We start from the raw sequence: 20,674 nt of genomic DNA, 5'->3' as shown, positions 1-20,674 counted from the left end.
GTATTTTTTTATTGAGTAATTATTTTTATATCTGTAAAGTTAAGGTTCCAGCTTCCGGTTTCTTTTTTATGATCTTGTGCTATTTTAATACCATTAAATTCTTTATAGTTTTCAAAAGTATTTATCATAGAGGCTTCTTTTGCATTAGCCTCTCTAAACACCCATTCTTGAATAATAAAATCGTCATTATAAAAAATATCATAAGCATCACCTGGCGTATAACCACCTTTTACTGGATATGTTAGTGTTACTTTATTAAGTTGCTTTTTACTAATTGGTGCTTGAGATTTTATTGGCTCACTTAATGTTGCACTTGTATCCCAAATTAATTGAAATGGCAGTAGTGCCCAATATTTATCGTTTATAAATGCACGATCTGCATTTAAACTTTCTTGTTCTACTTTAAATGTATTATACACTATGGTATCTTTTGCTGTAAGCATGGTTACTTTATTCGCCTTTGGTTTCCAAATCCAAGAGCGTCCAAAGTTTGTACTATCTGTATCTACATTAAAAGTAAATTGAAATTCTGTTACGCTATCCCAGTTTTTAAAGCCATGAGCATTTGCTATTTTTTCGGCAAGAGTGTATTGTTTTTCGGGTTTTTCTTCTTTACAAGAAAGCACAACAAACAGGCAAATAAAGAGTAATCGATACATGGTTTTTGGTTTTCTTTCAAAGCTAAGAAATTATAATTAGTTTTGGTAAAATACCGCTTAAGATATGACCGATAATTCTCAATACTTTAGTACTAACAAAATAACATGGAATAACAAAGTAAAAGTACATGCTGAAAGTGAGATGTATGCCATGGATGCATTTAAAAAAGGAAAAAATTCACTAATGCCTTATGAGCTAAATGCTTTGGGTGATGTTACAGGAAAATCACTATTACATTTACAATGTCATTTTGGCCAAGACACATTAAGCTGGAGTAGATTGGGAGCAAAATGTACTGGTGTAGATTTAAGCGATGCAGGTATAAAACTTGCTAAAGATTTAAATAATGAATTAAATTTAGATGCAGAATTTGTGTGCTGCAATGTATTAGATACAACTAAACACGTTAGGAACTCTTTTGACATTGTATTTACAAGTTACGGTGTTATTGGCTGGCTACCAGATTTAAAACCTTGGGGAAAAATGATTGCTGAAAAATTAAAGACTGGAGGCACATTTTATATGGCTGAATTTCACCCAATAGTTTGGATGTTTGATTATTTAGATGGCAAACCAGTAATGAAATATGGCTATATGCAAGACGAAGTAATTTATGAAGAATATGAAGGCACTTATGCTAATGAAAACGCTAATATTACTAGTAAAGAATATGGCTGGAACCATGGTTTAAGCGAAGTTATTAATGCTCTAACTGAAGCTGGTTTAAAAATTGAATATTTAAATGAGCATAACGAAAGCCCTTATAATGTTTTGCCCGACCTAGAGCAAACTAAATCGGGTAATTATGTAACAAAGGATAAATTATATCCTCTTATTTTTGAACTTAAAGCGACTAAAATTTAATGTGCATTTTTCTTTAATACTTCTGGCATTTTAGATTGAAAGCGCTTTAATCTAGGTACTGAAACATTTTTTATATAAGGATTATTAGGATGTAGTTTTTCGTAATCCTGATGATAATCTTCTGCTATCCAAAATTTTTGAAACGGATACACTTCTGCTGCGATTGGTTTACCTATTTTTTTTGCCAATGCTTCTTTTTTACGCTCTATAATTTCTTTTTGTTCATTATTTTGATAGAATATTATAGAGCGGTATTGTGAACCTCTATCTGGACCTTGACCGTTAACTTGGGTTGGGTTTTGCGAAGCAAAATAAACATCTACTAAAGTTGCAAAACTTACTACATCTGGATTATAAATAACCTCAACAGCTTCGGCATGACCTGTTCTGCCTGTGTTGCTTGATTCATAAGTTGGGTTTTTAGTATGACCTCCAGCATAACCGCTAATAGACTCTTCTACTCCTTTTACACTTTCGTATACTGCTTCTACACACCAAAAACAGCCACTTGCAAAGTAGGCTTTTGCTTTTCCATTTTCTAAAGGTACTTGAACAGGTGTAGCACTTTTAACATCTTGTTTTTCTGCTGTTTTATTTGTGTTTTGAGCGGTATTTTTACAGCTAAAAAACAAACTAACTGTTAGTAATAATAGTATCTTTTTCATATTTAATTTTTGTTGTTAGTCGAATAAAGCTATTAAAACTTAATTTAAATTGTTTTAAAATTATGCAAAAAAAAAGCCTTCAACGTATTGAAGGCTTTTTTAAGTTTGTAATGGAACTATAGTTTTTTAAACATTTTTTCCATTTTTTCTTTTTGTTCTGCAGCTAATAATTCGTCTACAAGAATACGTCCAGAATGCTCATCTGTAATAATTTTTTTACGCGAACCTATTTCCATTTGTACTTGTGGTGGAATTGTAAAGTAAGAACCTCCAGATGCTCCTCTTTCGATAGGCACAACTGCTAAACCATTTTTTACGTTTGCACGAATACGGCTATATGCTTTTACTAAGCGCTCTTCGATTTTCTTTTTATAATCTTCAGATTTTTTAAGTAAAGCTTCTTCTTCTTTTGCTGTTTCGCTAAGAATGGCATCTAACTCACCTTTTTTGTGCTTTAAGTGCTTTTCTCTTTCTTTAGTTAATTCTTTTGTTTTAGCAATAACTTCGTTTTTTTGCTCTATTTGAGCTTTAAACTCTCTAATGTGTTTTTCTGCTAATTCAATTTCAAGCTCTTGGTACTCAACTTCTTTAGTTAAAGAGTTAAATTCTCTGTTATTTCTAACATTTTTTTGCTGCTCGCTGTATTTTTTAATTAAAGTTTTTGCCTCTTCAATTAAATTTTTCTTATCACTAATTTGAGAATCTATTAGTGCTAAACTATCACTAAGTTTTTCAAGTCTTATGTTTAAACCAGCAACTTCATCTTCTAGATCACTAACTTCTAAAGGCAGTTCTCCACGAACGTTTCTTATTTCGTCGATTCTAGAATCGATTAATTGTAAGTCGTATAAAGATCTTAATCGTTCTTCTACAGTTACTTCTTTACTCTTTGCCATACTTAAAAATATTGAACAGGATTGGTATTTATATTTGATAAAATGATTGCAAAATTACTAATTTTTTTTGTAAGATGTGCTACTATTCCGTTTTTTGTGTATTGTTCGCTTTCATAATGCCCAATATCTGCCAAGATTATATTGTTTTCTGCTTGAAAAAAGTCATGATATTTTAAATCTGCAGTAATAAAAACATCTGCTCCCATTGCTTTTGCTGCACTAATTGCAAAACTTCCAGAACCTCCTAACACGGCAACTTTTTTTATGGATTTATTTAATAAATTAGAATGACGAACAACATTTACATTCATGTTTTGTTTTAAATAGGTAAAAAACTCTGTTTCTTCCATAGCAGTTTGCAACTCACCTATCTTGCCTATTCCTATATTTTGATTTTTGTTTTCTAAAGTCGTTATCTCATACGCTACTTCTTCATATGTATGATTTTTATGCAAAGCTTTAATTACTTTGGATTCTAGATGTTTTGAAAATGTTATTGAAACTTGTGTTTCGTTTTCAAAATGGGTGTTTCCTTTTTCTCCAATTGTTGGATTTGAATTTTCGTTTCCATTAAAAGTACCCACGCCTTCTACATTAAAACTACAGTGGTTATAATTACCTATTGCTCCTGCTCCAACTTTAAAAATAGCATTTCGTAAGTTTTCTGCTTCGTTTTTAGGTACATAAGTTGTTAGCTTTTTTATTGTTTGTGCTTGTGGTATTAATATTTTACGGTTGTTTAATTTTAACTGGGCGCAAATAATATCGTTTACTCCATTTATATGGTTATCTAAAGCTGTATGTATGGCGTAAATTGCAATATCATTTTTTATGGCTTTTAACACAGTACGTTCTACATAATTTTTACCCGTGAGTTTTTTTAAACCTTTAAATATTATAGGATGAAAACTTACAATTAGGTTGCAATTTTTCTCAATTGCTTCGTCCACAACTGCCTCAAGCGTGTCTAGTGTGACTAAAATTCCTGTGACTTCATTTTGTTTATCGCCAACTAATAATCCTACATTATCAAACGCTTCGGCATAAGCTAATGGTGCATAGTCTTCTAAATGGTTTATAACGTCTTGAATTATCATGTGATTTGTAATTGTTTTGTTGAAATAATACTTAACAAATATAAAATTTTTACTTTCGTTATGCTTAAACACAGTTAATGAAATTAATTAGACTTTTATTATTACCTATTGTACCCATATATTTTGCAATTACATGGTTTAGAAATTTGTTTTATGATTTGGGCTACAAATCGTCTAAATCTTATACATTTCCTGTATTATGTGTTGGGAATTTAAGTGCTGGTGGCACTGGTAAAACGCCAATGGTTGAATATTTAATAAAGCTTTTAAAAGAAGACTATAAAATAGCTACATTAAGTCGTGGTTATGGCCGAAAGACGAAAGGTTTTAGATTAGCAAATACAACTACTACAGCATTAGAAATTGGAGACGAACCGTTTCAGTTTTATCATAAATTTAAAGATGATATTTTAGTTTCTGTTGATGAGAATAGACAACATGGTATTGAAATACTTAGAGCATTAAAAAACAAGCCTGAAGTTGTAGTATTAGACGATGCATTTCAGCATAGAAAAGTAAAAGCCGGATTTAATATTTTACTAACAACTTATAATAAGCCTTTTTACAGTGATTTTGTTTTGCCTACTGGTGATTTAAGAGAACCTAAAAACGGCGCGAAAAGAGCACAAGTTATTGTTGTAACTAAATGCCCAGAAACTATTAACAAGCTTGAAAAAGATATTATTATAAGTAAAATAAAGCCTAAGCCTTACCAAAAAGTTTTTTTTAGCTCTATTAGTTATAGTGAGTTTGTTATTTCTAACTCTAAAAAAATTGCGTTACAAGATGTGCAAAGTTTTACATTAGTTACTGGTATTGCAAACGCTAAGCCTTTAGTTTCTTTTTTAAATAAAAAACAACTTAAATTTAATCATCTAGAATTTAAAGATCATTATAATTTTTCTGCTTTAGATATAGAGCGTTTTGCTAAAGAAACATTAATAATTACTACCGAAAAAGATTTTGTTAGACTTAAAGACCATAGTGAGTTAAGTGACAACTTATATTACTTACCTATTACAGTTTCTATTGATAATAGTAAGGGTTTTAATGCCTCTATTTTAAATTTTATAAACCGTTTTTAGTTTTGTTTTACAATTAAGGCTTCGTATAATTTTTTCTCGAAATCTTCTTGTTTAAATGGCTTAGAGATTATATCTGTAAATCCAGCTTCGTCAAATTCCTGCATTTTATCTTCTATGGTTACAGCTGTAAGTGCAAAAATGGTTAAGTCTTTATCAAAAGCTCTAATAAGTTTTGTAGCTTCTATACCGCTAATTCCTGGCATATGAATATCCATTAAAACTACATCGTAATTACCATTTTGTACTTTATCTACTGCTACTTCACCATTGTCTACAACATCGCAATTAAGCTTCATTTTATTTAAAATCTTTTTAGTAATCATTTGGTTGATTTTATTATCTTCAACTACTAAGATTTTAACATTATCTAGCTTTACTTCTTCAACATCTTTAAAGTAATTTACTTCCTTTTCTTTAACTACTTGCTCTGTATATTGCATTGGTAGTTCGAAATAAAAAGTAGATCCTTTTCCTAATTCACTTTTTAAGTAAATTTTTCCTTTTAAAATATCTATTAATCCTTTAACAATAGATAGTCCTAAACCTGTTCCACCGTATTTTCTGTTAATTTGAATTGAGCCTTGAGAGAAGCTCTCGAACATGTGTTCTTGTTTTTCTTTGCTAATACCTATACCGTTATCTTCAATTTCAAACAAAACATTGTAAAGTCCGTTTTTTTCACTAATTTTTTTCGCTCTTACCCAAATATCTCCATCTTTTGTGAATTTTATAGAGTTACCTATTAGGTTAATTAATATTTGAGAAATTTTTAATTGGTCGGAGTTATAATTAAGTGGTAAACTCTCATCATACTCTAAGTGGATTTTAATATTATTATCTAAAGCTGAATTGTTTAATGCTGAAATTACATTAGACATTTTCTTTTTAAGATTAAAAACCTCTGCTTCAATATCTACTTTATTAGCTTCAATTTTATTAATTTGAAGAATATCATTAATAAATGTAAGTAAGTAGTCTCCTGAAAATTTTAATGATTTTAAATGCTGGACTTGTTCTGGTTTTGGATCTTCATCTAAAAGCATATTTGTTAAACCCGTAACAGCATATAATGGCGTACGTAACTCATGTGTTACTGTAGATAAAAAATTAGCTTTTGTTCTAGATGCTAATTCTGCTTTTTCCATAGCGACTATTAATTCACTATTTTTTTTGTGAAGTATATTATTAGACTTTAGTCTTATATTATTATTTTTATAAAGCGATAATGTTAATAAAGATAAAATTGTAATTAACGCTATACTAAGTATTGTTGTTAATTGGTCGAATGTACTAAACTCAGATTCTTTTTGTAAATCTGCTTCTTTTTGGTTTTGAAATTCGGTTTTATTTATTGTTAAAAGCTGCGCCTTATCTAAAGCTGCCTGAGATCGTTTTACTTGTAATAATGAGTCTGATAATTTTAAGTGTGCTTTTAAATATAAATTAGCTAACTCTAGATTATTATCTTTTTCGTATAAACTACTTAATGTTAAGTAACCATCGTTTAAAATGTTTGCATAACCATTCTCTTTTGCTATTACAAAGGCTTGCGTTGCTTTTTTAATAGCGTCTTTTAAATTATCGTCTTGCTGTGCTTTTGCTAAAGAAAAAAGTGCCGCACTTGCAATATTTTTAACTTGATATTGGTTTGCTAATTGGTTTGCTTTTTGGAATGCCTTTATTGCTTTATTTTTATTACCTAAAGCCAATAAAACATTTCCTTTTTTTAAAATAGCTTCGGTTTCATAATTATGTAAGCTTTCTTGATTAAAGTATGTTTCTGCAGACTTATAATAGTCTAATGCTTTATCGAAATCTTTTGTAAAACTATATACATCACCTAACGTTTTATAGGTTTCTGCAAGATTTATATAATCTTTACTAAAACGCTGTAGTTCACTGGCTTTAATAAGGTTTTTTACCGCGTCATTAGGTGCTTCTAACGCATAATTAACCTTACCCATTTTAGAGTAGATTAAACCAAGACTTTTTTTATTGTCTATAGTTGTAGCGTTTTCTAATGCTTTATTTAAATCTTGTTGCGCTTTAAAGTATTGATGTGTATTAATACTTGTTTGCGCTTTATTTAATGAGTTATCTACAACAACTTGCAAAGACTCTATTTCTTGTTCACTAAAATTTTGAGAATGAACAGAAACACTTAATAATAATAAAAAAGCACTTAATATCTTATTACAGAGGGACATTGGTTAATCTTTAATTGGTTCAAATATAATTATTATATCGATAAAAGCACGTTTTTTGACGACAAATTGAGCATTAGTTCAATAACTCGGTTAGAATATCCTGTTTCATTGTCATACCAACCAATAATTTTTACCATATTTCCAATTACAGAAGTCATTTGCGAATCAAAAATACAAGAGTGTGGATTCCCAACAATATCAATAGAAACAATTGGATCTTCTGTATACTCAACAATTCCTTTATATTTAGTCATTGAGGCTTTTTTAAATGCCTGGTTTATAATATCTATAGAAACCGTTTGTTTTACATTAAAAGTAATATCTGTTAACGAACCATTAGCTACTGGAACACGAATTCCACAACCACCAATAACCTCTTCTAATTCTGGAAAAATTTTAGTTAGTGCTTTTGCTGCTCCTGTTGTTGTTGGCACAATAGATTGTCCTGCTGCTCTTGCTCTACGTAAATCGCGATGTGGTTGATCATGCAAACTTTGATCTGTAGTATAGGAATGAATTGTTGTAATATAAGCTTGATTAATGCCGCACAAATCGTTAATTATAGCAATCATTGGTGCTGCATTATTTGTTGTACATGAAGCATTACTAATAATGGTTTCATTACCATTTAAAATATGCTCGTTTGTACCTAGCACTATAGTTTTTATATCATCATCTACTGGAGGAACACTTAAAATTACTTTTTTTGCACCGTTTTTAATATGGTAGTTTAATGTTTCGGTTGTTTTAAATTTTCCTGTAGCTTCAATTACAAAGTCTGGTTTTAAAACACTCCAATCTATTTCTTGTGGATGCTTAAAATTATATAGTGGCACTTCTTCTTCGTTAACTATAATACTATTCCTTCCTGAAGAAACATTACCTTTAAACACACCGTGAATACTATCGTATTTAAACAAATGACTCAATGTTTTAGCATCTGCCAAATCATTTATTGCGACTACTTTTATATTATTATAATCTTGTAATAATCTAAAAACACGACGACCTATACGGCCAAAGCCATTAATGGCAACAGTAATCATTTTTTAATTAATGTGTTTTTGTGCTTTATACGATGAACGTACTAAAGCACTACTTTCTACGTGTCTAAATCCTAAATCTAAACCTATAGTTTCGTATTCTTTAAATTGCTCTGGCGTGATAAATTGTTTTACAGGCAAATGCTTTTTACTTGGCTGCAAATACTGCCCAATAGTTACTACATCTACATCATTTGCTTTAAGGTCATGTAGCGTTTCTATAACTTCTTCTCTAGTTTCACCCAAACCTAACATAATACCAGATTTTGTGCGGCGTTGCCCTTGTTGTTTTAAGTATTTTAAAACACCTAAGCTACGTTCGTATTTTGCTTGTATTCTAACTTCACGTGTTAAACGTTTTACAGTTTCTATATTATGAGATACTACTTCTGGAGCAACTTCTATAATACGATCTATATGTTTTTCTAAACCTTGAAAATCTGGAATAAGTGTTTCCATTGTGGTTTGCGGATTCATACGTCGAACAGATTTTACAGTTTCTGCCCACATAATGCTTCCCATATCTTTTAAATCGTCTCTATCAACACTAGTTAAAACCGCATGTTTAATATTCATTATTTTTATAGAGCGTGCTACTTTTTCTGGCTCATCCCAATCTACAGTTTCTGGCCTTCCTGTTTTTACACCACAAAAACCACATGAACGTGTACATACGTTTCCTAATATCATAAATGTAGCAGTTCCTTCTCCCCAACATTCTCCCATATTAGGACAACTACCAGATGTACAAATAGTATTTAACTTATATTTATCTACTAAACCACGAAGCTCTGTGTATTTTTTACCTGTTGGTAATTTTACACGTAACCATTTAGGTTTTGGCTGTCTTTCGGTTTGTTTTGGTTTTAATATTGTTTCTGTACTCATATATAAAAATATCCAGATACAAAGATACGAAGTATTCTATAAAATAGGCTGCTAGTAAATACTAAAAGCTGTCTTGCCTATTTTTTAATAATTGCTGCTAAAAGCTTTTTTGCTCGAAGTAATTTAACTTTAACATTATTTATTGGCTCGTTAAGTTGGTCACTAATTTCTGAATAACTTAACTCTTGAAAATACCTTAAGTTTATTACCTCTTGGTAGTGTGGTTTAAGTTTTTTTATATCGCGGAGTAGTTTTGCCAGATTTTGTTCGGTAATTAATTTGTCTTCTGGCGATGGTGCATCATCCATAACACGATATATTTTTTCTTGGTCTTGATCTGTTATTTTGGAGTGAATGGAGCTTTTTTCTTTTCGAAGTAAATCGATATGAATATTTCTAGAAATGGTTATTAACCAAGTTTTAAATGTATATTTTTCGTTATAAGTATTTATTTTATCGAAAGCTTTTGAAAATGTTTGAATGGTTATATCTTCAGCATCATTTTCATTTTCTATGCGTTTTAACTGAAAACCGTAAACGTAATCCCAAAACTCATCTAACAAAAAATTAAATGCCTTTTGATTATTTTCTTTTGCCTTAGCAATGGCTTGTTCTATTTCCAATAGTTAGGTTTTGAGATAAGATTGGTTATAAATATAGTTAATTGAAATCCAATTAAAAAAACTTCGAGAAAAGGTAATACAAAAAGCACATCTATCTCATTTAATTTTTTTGCCGAAAAGCCAATAACTAAATATTGTATTAACAACCTAAAACACGTTAAAATTAGTACTAATTGCCAGTTAAATAAAGTGATTAATAGTAGTGTTAATAATACCCAAAACAATATTTGCGAAGTGTAAAATAGCGCCAATAATGCTTTATGTTTAAATTTATATAATTTGGCTGTAGAAACGTGACGCCTTTTTTGCCTAAACCAGCTATTAAAAGTGGTTTTTGGATTTGATGTTGTAAAACTGTTATTATTATAACAAACGCTTGTGTTTTTTGCATTTGCAGCTTCATTTATAAATAAATCATCATCACCAGAACGTATTTTAATATGCTTTATAAATCCATTTGTTTTAAAAAACTCTTTTCTATGGTAGGCTAAATTTCTGCCAACTCCCATATAAGGTGTCCCTAATTGTGCAAAAGAAAAATATTGTATTGCAGTTAAAAGCGTTTCGTAACGTATTAATTTATTTAAAAAAGATTTTTTTATTTTATGGTAAGCACCATAGCCTAAAACTATAGTTTTATTTTCTACAAAATGAGATGCCATTTGAGTAATCCAATGTTTTGATACTGGTTTACAATCTGCATCTGTAAATAATAAATGGTCGTGTGTTGCTGCTTTTATACCAAGTGTTAAAGCGTATTTTTTATTTGCCCAAAAAGCTTCGGTATTTTTTACATTTACAATTTTAATATTGTTATGTTTTGCTGCAAATGCTTCCATGACATCTAATGTATCATCATGTGAAGCATCGTTAATTAAAACAACTTCGTACTTAGTATAGTCCTGAGTTAATATTAAAGGTAAGAACTCTTGTAAATTTTGAGCTTCGTTTTTTGCACAAACTAAAACAGAAATTGGCATTGAAACTTCTTTTTTGGTTTCAAGTTCCTGCTTTTTAAAAGCGAATTTACCAAAAAGGATTCCATAAAAAACAATTTGAACACATACTATAGCTACAAAGCTATAGAAAACAAAGTCTAATAGACCCATGCAATTTTATGAATGTTGTGGTTCGCTACAATTTTCAAATTGATCTGGAGTTTTTCCACAAAAGCCACAGGCTTCACCTTCTGTATTTATCATTGGGTTTTGGCTAGCACAAGTTCCTGCAAATTTACCGTCTTTTTTTGCCCAAATTTTTATTGCAATTCCTGCAACAGCTATACCTAATAATGCTAATGTTAGTAGTAAAAGTTTCAAAATAATTGCTTTTTTTTAGAACTACAAAGATACGGTTTTTTAGAAAAACAAGCTCATATTTATAATTTGAATAGTTTTTTGAAAATTCATTTAAACATTAAAATTAGTTTTTTAACGAAAAAGTTATTTATAAAAAAACCTAAGAGCCAATTGGTTGATTATTTTATAATTTGATACTTTAACTTTTAACATTTTAAATTATGAAAAAATTATTTGCAGAGTTTTTTGGAACTTTTTGGTTGGTTTTTGGTGGTTGTGGTAGTGCAATTTTTGCTGCTGGATTTCCAGAGTTAGGTATTGGATTTGTTGGTGTATCATTAGCTTTTGGTTTAACTGTACTAACTATGGCTTATGCTGTTGGTCATGTTTCTGGAGCACATTTCAATCCGGCTGTATCAATTGGGCTTTGGGCTGGAGGTAAGTTTCCTGCTAAAGAGCTTCCTGGTTATATTATTGCTCAATTAATTGGTGCTATAACTGCAGCAACTGCATTATTATTTATTGTTTCTGGTAAATCTGGCTTTACAGATGTTGGAGGTTTTGCTGCTAACGGTTATGATGCTTTATCTCCTGGTGGTTATTCTATGACTTCAGCTTTGCTAGCTGAGTTTTTATTAACTATGTTTTTTCTATTAATTATATTAGGAAGCACTTATCCTAAAGCTCCAAAAGGATTCGCTGGCATTGCTATTGGCTTAGCTTTGACTTTAATTCATTTAATTAGCATACCTATAACCAATACATCTGTAAATCCTGCTAGATCAACAAGTCAAGCACTTTTTGCTCAAGGTGGTGATTATCTTGGTCAATTATGGCTGTTTTGGCTAGCGCCAATTGCTGGAGCAATTGTTGCTGGTTTTATACATAAAGCGTTTTTTAGTAAAGACTAATTCTAGAGTTTGGACATAAAACAAAAAAAGCCTCACTATTTGTGAGGCTTTTTTTTATAAAAATAAATGGTAACTAAAGTTATTCATCAAGTTTTAAAGAAATTTCTGCAACAGGTGTTTCAGATGATTTTAAAACATTTTTTCCTTTTTCTTCTATAGTTATACTTAAACCCAATGCATCTTTTGTAAATGGCACTTCCTGCAATCTTCTCTCTGTAACAGTTAAAGCTCCCATATTTACCATTTTATCTTGAATTTCTACCCACATTTGGTATTCCTTATTCGCTGGCAAAATTGGTAAAGACACAACATCTATCATGGCTTTCTTTTTTTTAGGATTTATATAAGCTACCGTTTTAAGATTTTTTGCTCTTCGGTCTCCTTTTAGTATATACTTTTCGGTTTCTGGATCGTTAAGTTGAGCAATTTGACTTGAGAGCGCTTCTAATTTTAAATTATTTCCTAAAATATCGTCTCTTAAATCAAAAACCTCATCAACAATTTTCTGGTTTTCTTCCATTAAACCTACATTCATGTTGTAGAAAAACAACGAGGTACCTGCAAATATTAATGCGGCAACACTTGCTGCTATTCCAAAAGCAAAAAATGATTTTTTAGGTTTTTCTGCCATAGTTACTACAGGTTTTTCGTCTAACTCATTTAATATATCACCTAATATATGTACTGGAGCTTCTTTGGCGTTAGCCAATGCAACTAATTCTAAATTATCCTGTAATTTATTGTATGCAGTTTTCACCTCTATCGAGGATTCTATGTGCGTCTCAACCTCAAGAGTTTCTTGAGTTGTTGTTTGGCCAATTAAATACTTTTCTAATAAGCCAGATTTCAAAAATGTTTTAGTATCAACAGTCATTTTCTTACAATTAAGGGTTGTAAATCTTCTTCAATTCACGTAATCCTATTTTTAATCTTGATTTTATTGTTCCTAACGGAATTTCTAATTCGTCGCTCGCTTCTTGTTGTGTCATGCCTTCAAAAAAAAGCGCGTTTAGCACTACCTGATATTTAAAATCTAAACTACTCATGTGCTTTTTTATATCTAAAGTGTCTTGATTTAAACTACTGGTCGTCAATTTATATACGTTTGATTCTTCAATTTGGACTTCTTTAGTCATTTTATTGTTTAAAGAACGTACTTTATCTATTGCAGAGTTATATGCTATACGGTATAACCATGTAAACAATTTTGCTTTTTCTGGGTCATAACTTTTCCCTTTTTTCCAAACTTTTACAAAACTCTCTTGTAATACATCTTGAGCTGTATCATCGTCTTTTATAACTTTTTTTATAACTCCTAAAAGAGCTCCAGAGTAATTTTCATATAATAAGGATATCGCTTTTTTATCGTTGTTTTTAAGTAACGTTATTATAGTATTTTCTAAAGTATTACTCAATGTTGGTTATTTGTTTGTTAGTTAACAGTTAATAATCTAAAATATTGTCGTTTTACAACTATATAATATTTACTTCTGCTTCTATAGAGATTTTAAATATACGATAAATTGTTTTTTGTATCAATTTTGAAAGATTTACAATATCTTCACCTTTTGCACCACCATAATTAACTAAAACTAAAGCTTGATTTTTATGTACTCCATAATTTCCAAAAGTTTTACCTTTAAATCCTGCTGTTTCTATTAACCAACCTGCTGGTATTTTTATTTTTTTTCCTGATACTTTATAACTTGGTATAGTTGGAAAATTTTCTTTTAATTTTTCAAACTCTTCTAAAGAAATTATTGGATTTTTAAAAAAGCTTCCACTATTACCAATCTCTTTTGGGTTTGGTAATTTACTTTGTCTTATTGCAATTACTGCTTTCGAAACTTCTTTTATTGTTGGGTGCACAACTCCCATTATTTCTAATTGAGATTGTATTGCTCCATAATTTGTTTGAAGGTTATGTTTCTTTTTTGTTAGTTTAAAAACTACACTTGTAATAATATATTTTCCTTTAGCTTGATTTTTAAAAATAGAATTTCGGTATCCAAATTCGCAAGCTTCTTTATTAAAACTATCTAACTTTAAAGTGCTTAAATTTAAAGCTTCGCAAGACACAAAATTATCTTTTAATTCTACACCATAAGCTCCAATGTTTTGTATTGGAGATGTCCCTACATTGCCTGGAATTAGAGACATGTTTTCTAAGCCTCCAAAATTATTATTTAATGTCCACAGTACAAATTCATGCCAGTTTTCTCCTGCATTAGCTTTTACATATACATGAGTATCTGTTTCTTTTTCTATACTTATACCTTTTAAATTTATATGTATTACTAGCGCATCAATATCTTTTGTTAAAAGCATATTACTACCTCCACCAAGTATAAATTTATCTTGATAGTTGTCAAGTTTTAAAACATCTAACAACTGGTCTACAGTAGCAACAGACACAAAGTGTTTTGCTGCCACATCCAAACCAAAGGTATTATATTTTTTAAGAGATATGTTGTGTTGTACTCGCACTAATCTTTATATATTTTTAGTGCTTCTTTTAAAATATTTACAGCTTTTACTAAACTTTCATTATTTAAAACATAAGCAATTCTTATTTGGTTTAGTCCAACACCAGGTGTTGAATAGAATCCTGCTGCAGGTGCTACCATTACAGTTTCTCCATCAACATCAAATTCCTCTAATAACCATTGCGCAAAGGCATCGCTGTTTTTTATAGGTAATTGTGCTATACAATAAAACGCACCTTTTGGATTTGCGACTTGTACACCTTCAATTTTGTTTAATTCTTTAATTAAAGTGTTTCGTCTTTCTACATACTCTTCTATAACTTCATCAAAATAGCTTTGTGGAGTTTGTAATGCTGCTTCACTAGCAATTTGTGCTAATGTTGGTGGGCTTAGTCTTGCTTGAGCAAATTTTAATGCTGTTTGTATAACTTCTTTATTTTTTGAAACTAAGCATCCTATTCTAGCACCACACATGCTATAACGCTTAGACACAGAATCTATTACTATAGCATAATCTTCTAAACTTTCTTCTTGTAAAATTGAATAATGTGTTGCTCCATCGTAAGCAAACTCTCTATAAACCTCATCTGCAATTAAAAATAAATCATGCTTTTCAACTATAGCAGCTAGTTTTTTTATTTCTTCTTTAGAATATAAATAACCTGTTGGATTTCCTGGGTTACAAATTAATATCGCTTTTGTATTTGGAGTTATTAGTTTTTCAAACTCCTCTATTTGTGGTAATGCAAAATTATCTTCAATTTTAGATATAACAGGAACAACTTTCACTCCTGATGCTGTTGAAAACCCGTTATAATTTGCATAAAAAGGTTCTGGAATTATGATTTCATCTTCAACATCCATTATACTACCAAATGCAAACAGTAATGCTTCACTTCCTCCTGTAGTTACAATTATATCATCATGTTTTACATTAATTTCATTTTTAGCATAGTAATCTGCTATTTTTCTTCTGTAACCTTCAGAACCTTCAGATCGTGTATATGCTAAAATATCTAACGAGTGCACTTTTACTGCATCTAATGCTACTTGAGGTGTTTTTATGTCTGGTTGCCCAATATTTAAGTGGTAAACGGTTTTCCCTGCTTTATATGCTTTTTCTGCATAAGGAACTAACTTTCTTATTGGCGATTGTGGCATTAATTGCCCTTTTTTTGAAATCGTTGGCATAGAATTAATTTTAAAAAACAAAGTTGCAAAAAAAAAGTCTAATCTATGTTAATAAAATGCTTAACTTACTATGTTATGTTTTTAAAAAATATTGCTTGTAGTTTCATTTTATTTTTGTGCTTTCTTAATTTTAATTTTGCACAAAATGGATTTGCTATTAATAACAAAAAAGGTGTTGATAAAATTAATTTTAAACTTATTAATAACATTATAATTGTTCCCATAACTGTAAATGGCGTAGAGCTTTCTTTTCTATTAGATTCTGGAGTTAACAAACCTATTGTTTTTAACTTTTTAAATGTAACAGACTCTTTAAATAACAAATATTCTGAAAAAATATACCTTAAAGGTTTAGGTAACGGCGGCTTAACTCAAGCTTTAAAATCTAAAAACAACACTTTTGTAATTGGAAACACCACAAGCTACAATCAAGATTTTTATATAGTTTTGGACTCCTCTATAAATTTCGCACCTTACCTTGGTGTACCTATTCATGGCATAATTGGCTATGATATTTTTAAAAATTTAATTGTTGATATAAATTACACTAAAAAACAACTAAAACTATCTAACCATAAAAATTACAAACCTAAAAAATGCAAGAAATGTGAGTATTTTAAATTGCAATTTCATAAAAACAAACCATATATAAATTTAAAAGCTAAGATTAACAATAAACAAGTACCGTTAAAATTATTGATAGATACTGGAAGTAGTGATTCTTTATGGCTTTTTAAAGATGATAGTTTAGGCATTGTAAATACCAATAAGAGGTTTAGTGATTTTTTAGGTTTTGGTTTAAGCGGAAGCATTCATGGTACGCGTTCTATTATTGAAACCATAACAATAAATTCATATAATTTAAATAAACCTAAAGTGTCTTTTCCTGATGAAGAATACTTAACCTTAGTAAAACAAATAGATGGTAGAAACGGTAGTATTGGAGGCGAAATTTTAAAACGATTTAATCTTACTATTAATTATAAAGATTCTATAATTAAATTTAAAAAAAATAAAAATTTCAATACTATTTTTAGTTATAATAAAAGCGGTATAACTATTATAAAAGAAGGCATAAGACTTGTCGAGGAAATTGATAATAGCAATGTATTTACATACGCTTCGCAAAATGAAAACTCTTCAAACAACACCTATTCATTAAACACAAAGTTTGATATAAAACCTGCATTTGTAATTTGGGAAATTAGAGACAACTCTCCTGCTTTTGTTGCCGGTTTAAAAAAAGGTGACGTTGTTTTGAGGATTAACAATGTCGATACTAAAAATTACAGTTTACAACAACTAACAGCTAAGTTTTTTAAAGAAGAAGGAAAAAAAATCACTCTAACCGTAGATAGAAATGGACAGCTTTTAAAATATAAGTTTCTACTAAAATCACCTTTAAAATAAAAAAAGCCAGAAACTAATGTTTCCGGCTTTTTTTAATTTATGTTAACAAAGTATTATTGCTCCATTACGCTCTTTTTCTTAGCGTTTAACACACTAGTTTTAGAAGGATCTATTACCTCTCCTTTAATTTTTAAAGCTACACTTGGCGTATCTGCATTAGATAAAACAGTTATTGTTTTTCTAATAGGCATAACTCTTTTAGTATCATACTTAACCTCTATCTCTCCTGTTTTTCCTGGCATAATAGGATCTTTTGGTTTTTTAGGAACCGTACAACCACATGTAGAACTTGCTTTAGATATAATTAATGGAGCATCTCCTGTGTTTGTAAATTCAAAAGTTCTAATTCCATTAGCTCCTTTTTCAATTGTACCATAATCTATGGTTGTTTCTTTAAATTCAATTTTTGCAACTTTCTCTTGAGCGTTAACAGAAAATGTCATTAAACCGACAAACATTACTACTATTAAATTTTTCATCATTTATTGTTTTATATGTTTTGTAAATGTATATACTTTCTCTTTGTTCTGCAAAAATATTAGATGTAATGCAATCTCACAAGTACATTATACATATTTAACTATACATTAATACTCGTTAATTTTTCGCAGAAAAAGAAATATAAGTACTTTTGCAAGATATATTTCAAAAACTATTCCAAAGTATGCAAATTCCATCAAAATATAATGCTATTGAAGCAGAAAACAAGTGGTACGATTACTGGACGAAGAATAACTATTTTCATTCTACTCCAGACGAAAGAGAACCATATACCATAGTAATTCCTCCACCAAATGTAACAGGAGTCTTACACATGGGACACATGCTTAATAATACTATACAAGATGTATTAATTCGTCACGCGCGTTTACAAGGTAAAAACGCCTGTTGGGTCCCTGGTACAGATCACGCCTCTATTGCAACCGAAGCTAAAGTTGTTGCTAAATTAAAAGAACAAGGTATTGACAAAAATGACCTAACAAGAGATGAGTTTTTAGCACACGCCTGGGAATGGACAGAAGAATATGGAGGTGTAATACTTGAGCAACTTAAAAAATTAGGGTGTTCTTGCGATTGGGACCGTACTAAATTTACAATGGATGACGATATGTCTGAAGCTGTAATTAAAGTTTTTGTCGATTTACACGAAAAAGGATTGATTTATAGAGGATACCGAATGGTAAATTGGGATCCAGAAGCAAAGACAACTTTGTCTGATGAAGAAGTAATACACGAAGAAAGACAAGGAAACTTATATTACATAAATTATAAAATAGAAGGAAGCGATGATGCCTTAACCATTGCAACAACACGTCCTGAAACAATATTTGGCGATACAGCAATTTGTATTAATCCAGAAGATGAACGTTTTGCACACTTACGTGGAAAAAAAGCCATAGTACCAATTAGCAATCGTGTAATACCTATTATTCAAGATGAATATGTAGACCTTGAATTTGGTACAGGTTGTTTAAAAGTAACACCTGCACATGATGAAAACGATAAAAACCTTGGCGATAAACACAAACTTGAGGTGATAGATATTTTTAATGAAGATGCTACATTAAATAGCTATGGCTTACAATTTGAAGGTCAAGATCGTTTTGTAGCAAGAAAAAATGTAGCAAAAGCATTAGAAACTTTAGGTGTTTTAATAAAAACTGAAACACATATTAATAAAGTAGGAACATCTGAACGTACTAAAGCTGTTATCGAGCCTAGATTAAGCGACCAGTGGTTCTTAAAAATGGAAGAGTTGGTAAAACCAGCAATTGAGGCAGTTTTAGGTGAAGATTCTGAAATTAAATTATTCCCGAAGAAATTTGAAAACACCTATCGCCACTGGATGGAGAATATTCGCGATTGGAATATATCTCGTCAATTACTTTGGGGACAACAAATTCCTGCGTATTTCTATGGCGACGGAAAAGAAGATTTTGTAGTTGCAGAAACTATCGAGGAAGCACTTAAAAAAGCTATTGTAAAAACAAATAATCAAGATTTAAAAGCCAAAGATTTAAAACAAGATACAGATGCATTAGATACTTGGTTTAGCTCATGGTTATGGCCAATGTCTGTTTTTGATGGTATACGTAATCCAGAAAACGAAGAAATAAAATACTACTATCCAACTAACGATTTAGTAACTGGACCAGATATTTTATTCTTTTGGGTAGCACGTATGATTATTGCAGGTTACGAATATAAAGACCAAAAACCATTTAACAATGTATATTTAACAGGTTTAGTTCGTGACAAGCAACGTCGTAAAATGTCAAAATCTTTAGGAAACTCTCCAGATGCTTTAAAGCTAATTGAAGATTACAGTGCAGATGGCGTTCGTGTTGGATTACTTTTAAGTAGCGCAGCAGGAAATGATTTAATGTTTGACGAAGCATTATGCCAACAAGGAAAGGGATTCGGAAATAAAATTTGGAACGCCTTTAACCTTACTAACTTATGGGAAGTAAGTGATAATATAGCACAACCAGAATCAAGTAAAATTGCTTTAAACTGGTATGAAGCAAAATTTAGCGAAGCACTTTTAGAAATTGAAGATCACTTTAGCAAATACAGGTTAAGTGATGCTTTAATGGCAATTTATAAATTAATTTACGATGATTTTTGTGGTTGGTTGTTAGAAATTGTAAAACCAGCTTACCAACAACCAATTGATGTCGCAACATATAATAAGGTAATGTCTATTTTTGAGGATAACCTTAAAATACTACATCCGTTTATGCCTTTCTTAACAGAAGAAATCTGGCAATACATTGCAGAACGTACTCCAGAAGAAGCATTAATAATTGCAAAATGGCCAGAAGCTAAACCTGTAAATAAAGAGATTATTTCTCAATTTGAATTTGCTTCAGAAGTAATTTCTGGTATTAGAAACATTAGAAAAGAAAAAAATATAGCCTTTAAAGACGCCATAAGTTTTTCAGTTATAAACAACGAAAATTCTAATTCAGATTTCGATGCAGTAATATCAAAGCTTGGAAATTTAGAAGCTATAGACTATGTTAAAGAGCCTGTGGAAGGCGCATTAACATTTAGAGTAAAATCTAACGAATACTTCATACCAATGGAAGGCGCAATAGATATTGAGGCAGAAATTAAAAAATTAACCGAAGAATTAAACTACACAGAAGGTTTCTTAAAATCTGTACAAAAGAAACTATCTAACGAGCGTTTTGTTGCAGGAGCACCAGAACAAGTAGTAGCCGCAGAGAAAAAGAAAGAAGCAGATGCTTTAGCCAAAATTGAAACATTAAAAAGTAGTTTAGAAAATTTAAAATAAACTACGCAAATACACTATAAAAAAGCCTTTTCAAATTAGAAAAGGCTTT

Annotated in this window: 20 protein-coding genes; 5 read left to right on the top strand and 15 right to left on the bottom strand. The window is 30.3% G+C overall.

Going from position 1 to position 20,674, the window contains the following annotated elements; genetic code table 11:
- Positions 1–8 precede the first annotated feature (8 nt).
- Positions 9–659, bottom strand: coding sequence for a hypothetical protein (locus LACAL_RS07295; protein WP_013870078.1), 651 nt, complete (start codon positions 657–659; stop codon positions 9–11).
- 64 nt (positions 660–723) lie between these two features.
- Between LACAL_RS07295 and LACAL_RS07290 the strand changes: the two genes are divergently transcribed.
- Complete coding sequence (locus LACAL_RS07290) at positions 724–1,524, top strand: bifunctional 2-polyprenyl-6-hydroxyphenol methylase/3-demethylubiquinol 3-O-methyltransferase UbiG (RefSeq protein ID WP_013870077.1); 801 nt, start codon at positions 724–726, stop codon at positions 1,522–1,524.
- Here LACAL_RS07290 and msrA read toward each other — a convergent pair.
- From msrA to LACAL_RS07275, 3 genes are all read right to left on the bottom strand, one after another.
- Positions 1,521–2,189, bottom strand: a complete 669-nt coding sequence (gene msrA / locus LACAL_RS07285; protein WP_013870076.1) for a peptide-methionine (S)-S-oxide reductase MsrA — start codon at positions 2,187–2,189, stop codon at positions 1,521–1,523. The genes LACAL_RS07290 and msrA overlap by 4 nt on opposite strands.
- 116 nt (positions 2,190–2,305) lie before the next feature.
- Complete coding sequence (locus LACAL_RS07280) at positions 2,306–3,085, bottom strand: zinc ribbon domain-containing protein (RefSeq protein WP_013870075.1); 780 nt, start codon at positions 3,083–3,085, stop codon at positions 2,306–2,308.
- 2 nt (positions 3,086–3,087) lie between these two features.
- Positions 3,088–4,182: a Nif3-like dinuclear metal center hexameric protein gene (locus LACAL_RS07275; protein WP_013870074.1), complete on the bottom strand. Its 1,095-nt coding sequence runs from the start codon at positions 4,180–4,182 to the stop codon at positions 3,088–3,090.
- Positions 4,183–4,259: 77 nt separating this feature from the next.
- Here LACAL_RS07275 and lpxK point away from each other — a divergent pair, with 77 nt between their 5' ends.
- On the top strand, positions 4,260–5,267 hold the full coding sequence (gene lpxK / locus LACAL_RS07270; protein WP_013870073.1) for a tetraacyldisaccharide 4'-kinase: 1,008 nt from the start codon (positions 4,260–4,262) through the stop codon (positions 5,265–5,267).
- On the opposite strand, the gene LACAL_RS07265 is transcribed toward lpxK, so the two are convergent.
- The 6 genes from LACAL_RS07265 to LACAL_RS07240 all read right to left on the bottom strand — a co-directional run bounded on the left by LACAL_RS07265 (position 5,264) and on the right by LACAL_RS07240 (position 11,347).
- Positions 5,264–7,474 carry an ATP-binding protein gene (locus LACAL_RS07265; RefSeq protein ID WP_013870072.1) on the bottom strand — a complete coding sequence of 737 codons (2,211 nt, stop codon included), beginning with the start codon at positions 7,472–7,474 and terminating at the stop codon, positions 5,264–5,266. The two genes, lpxK and LACAL_RS07265, sit on opposite strands and share 4 nt — an antisense overlap.
- 32 nt (positions 7,475–7,506) lie before the next feature.
- Complete coding sequence (gene gap / locus LACAL_RS07260; protein ID WP_013870071.1) at positions 7,507–8,520, bottom strand: type I glyceraldehyde-3-phosphate dehydrogenase; 1,014 nt, start codon at positions 8,518–8,520, stop codon at positions 7,507–7,509.
- Positions 8,521–8,523: 3 nt separating this feature from the next.
- Entirely contained in the window at positions 8,524–9,405 is an 882-nt protein-coding gene (gene lipA / locus LACAL_RS07255) for a lipoyl synthase (RefSeq protein ID WP_013870070.1), read from the bottom strand.
- A gap of 77 nt (positions 9,406–9,482) precedes the next feature.
- A complete protein-coding gene (locus tag LACAL_RS07250) occupies positions 9,483–10,028 on the bottom strand; it encodes an RNA polymerase sigma factor (RefSeq protein WP_013870069.1) in 546 nt (181 codons plus the stop codon).
- Complete coding sequence (locus tag LACAL_RS07245; protein WP_013870068.1) at positions 10,019–11,137, bottom strand: glycosyltransferase; 1,119 nt, start codon at positions 11,135–11,137, stop codon at positions 10,019–10,021. Before LACAL_RS07245 ends, LACAL_RS07250 begins: the two co-directional genes overlap by 10 nt.
- A 6-nt stretch (positions 11,138–11,143) precedes the next feature.
- Complete coding sequence (locus LACAL_RS07240) at positions 11,144–11,347, bottom strand: hypothetical protein (RefSeq protein ID WP_013870067.1); 204 nt, start codon at positions 11,345–11,347, stop codon at positions 11,144–11,146.
- 200 nt (positions 11,348–11,547) lie between these two features.
- Between LACAL_RS07240 and aqpZ the strand changes: the two genes are divergently transcribed.
- Positions 11,548–12,237, top strand: coding sequence for an aquaporin Z (gene aqpZ / locus LACAL_RS07235; protein ID WP_013870066.1), 690 nt, complete (start codon positions 11,548–11,550; stop codon positions 12,235–12,237).
- Between the two features lie 79 nt (positions 12,238–12,316).
- On the opposite strand, the gene LACAL_RS07230 is transcribed toward aqpZ, so the two are convergent.
- Genes LACAL_RS07230 through LACAL_RS07215 form a run of 4 tightly spaced genes read right to left on the bottom strand, consistent with a single transcriptional unit; the run spans position 12,317 to position 15,914 of the window.
- The gene (locus LACAL_RS07230) at positions 12,317–13,111 is read right to left on the bottom strand and encodes an anti-sigma factor domain-containing protein (protein ID WP_013870065.1); all 795 of its coding nucleotides are present in this window, start codon (positions 13,109–13,111) and stop codon (positions 12,317–12,319) included.
- A gap of 10 nt (positions 13,112–13,121) precedes the next feature.
- Complete coding sequence (locus LACAL_RS07225; RefSeq protein ID WP_013870064.1) at positions 13,122–13,652, bottom strand: RNA polymerase sigma factor; 531 nt, start codon at positions 13,650–13,652, stop codon at positions 13,122–13,124.
- A 58-nt stretch (positions 13,653–13,710) separates the two neighbouring features.
- The gene (gene murB / locus LACAL_RS07220) at positions 13,711–14,724 is read right to left on the bottom strand and encodes a UDP-N-acetylmuramate dehydrogenase (RefSeq protein ID WP_013870063.1); all 1,014 of its coding nucleotides are present in this window, start codon (positions 14,722–14,724) and stop codon (positions 13,711–13,713) included.
- Entirely contained in the window at positions 14,724–15,914 is a 1,191-nt protein-coding gene (locus tag LACAL_RS07215) for a pyridoxal phosphate-dependent aminotransferase (protein WP_013870062.1), read from the bottom strand. Before LACAL_RS07215 ends, murB begins: the two co-directional genes overlap by 1 nt.
- A gap of 75 nt (positions 15,915–15,989) precedes the next feature.
- On the opposite strand from LACAL_RS07215, the gene LACAL_RS07210 reads away from it, so the two are divergent.
- Complete coding sequence (locus LACAL_RS07210) at positions 15,990–17,324, top strand: pepsin/retropepsin-like aspartic protease family protein (protein ID WP_041301797.1); 1,335 nt, start codon at positions 15,990–15,992, stop codon at positions 17,322–17,324.
- Between the two features lie 53 nt (positions 17,325–17,377).
- Here LACAL_RS07210 and LACAL_RS07205 read toward each other — a convergent pair whose 3' ends face one another.
- Positions 17,378–17,803 carry a DUF1573 domain-containing protein gene (locus LACAL_RS07205; protein WP_013870060.1) on the bottom strand — a complete coding sequence of 142 codons (426 nt, stop codon included), beginning with the start codon at positions 17,801–17,803 and terminating at the stop codon, positions 17,378–17,380.
- A gap of 185 nt (positions 17,804–17,988) precedes the next feature.
- Here LACAL_RS07205 and LACAL_RS07200 point away from each other — a divergent pair, with 185 nt between their 5' ends.
- The gene (locus LACAL_RS07200; RefSeq protein WP_013870059.1) at positions 17,989–20,625 is read left to right on the top strand and encodes a valine--tRNA ligase; all 2,637 of its coding nucleotides are present in this window, start codon (positions 17,989–17,991) and stop codon (positions 20,623–20,625) included.
- Positions 20,626–20,674: the final 49 nt, after the last annotated feature.

This window comes from Lacinutrix sp. 5H-3-7-4, from assembly GCF_000211855.2.
GTDB lineage: Bacteria > Bacteroidota > Bacteroidia > Flavobacteriales > Flavobacteriaceae > Lacinutrix.
This window is presented reverse-complemented; position numbering and strand designations above follow the sequence as displayed.

Bases quoted from the DNA above. Each gene is read 5' to 3' on its own strand.
- gap (WP_013870071.1), bottom strand. From the start codon at position 8,520: ATGATTACTGTTGCCATTAATGGCTTTGGCCGTATAGGTCGTCGTGTT.
- LACAL_RS07290 (WP_013870077.1), top strand. From the start codon at position 724: ATGACCGATAATTCTCAATACTTTAGTACTAACAAAATAACATGGAAT.
- LACAL_RS07230 (WP_013870065.1), bottom strand. From the start codon at position 13,111: ATGACTGTTGATACTAAAACATTTTTGAAATCTGGCTTATTAGAAAAG.
- aqpZ (WP_013870066.1), top strand. From the start codon at position 11,548: ATGAAAAAATTATTTGCAGAGTTTTTTGGAACTTTTTGGTTGGTTTTT.
- LACAL_RS07210 (WP_041301797.1), top strand. From the start codon at position 15,990: ATGTTTTTAAAAAATATTGCTTGTAGTTTCATTTTATTTTTGTGCTTT.
- LACAL_RS07295 (WP_013870078.1), bottom strand. From the start codon at position 659: ATGTATCGATTACTCTTTATTTGCCTGTTTGTTGTGCTTTCTTGTAAA.
- lpxK (WP_013870073.1), top strand. From the start codon at position 4,260: ATGAAATTAATTAGACTTTTATTATTACCTATTGTACCCATATATTTT.
- LACAL_RS07215 (WP_013870062.1), bottom strand. From the start codon at position 15,914: ATGCCAACGATTTCAAAAAAAGGGCAATTAATGCCACAATCGCCAATA.
- LACAL_RS07265 (WP_013870072.1), bottom strand. From the start codon at position 7,474: ATGTCCCTCTGTAATAAGATATTAAGTGCTTTTTTATTATTATTAAGT.
- msrA (WP_013870076.1), bottom strand. From the start codon at position 2,189: ATGAAAAAGATACTATTATTACTAACAGTTAGTTTGTTTTTTAGCTGT.
- LACAL_RS07245 (WP_013870068.1), bottom strand. From the start codon at position 11,137: ATGGGTCTATTAGACTTTGTTTTCTATAGCTTTGTAGCTATAGTATGT.
- LACAL_RS07280 (WP_013870075.1), bottom strand. From the start codon at position 3,085: ATGGCAAAGAGTAAAGAAGTAACTGTAGAAGAACGATTAAGATCTTTA.
- LACAL_RS07275 (WP_013870074.1), bottom strand. From the start codon at position 4,182: ATGATAATTCAAGACGTTATAAACCATTTAGAAGACTATGCACCATTA.
- LACAL_RS07200 (WP_013870059.1), top strand. From the start codon at position 17,989: ATGCAAATTCCATCAAAATATAATGCTATTGAAGCAGAAAACAAGTGG.
- LACAL_RS07205 (WP_013870060.1), bottom strand. From the start codon at position 17,803: ATGAAAAATTTAATAGTAGTAATGTTTGTCGGTTTAATGACATTTTCT.
- lipA (WP_013870070.1), bottom strand. From the start codon at position 9,405: ATGAGTACAGAAACAATATTAAAACCAAAACAAACCGAAAGACAGCCA.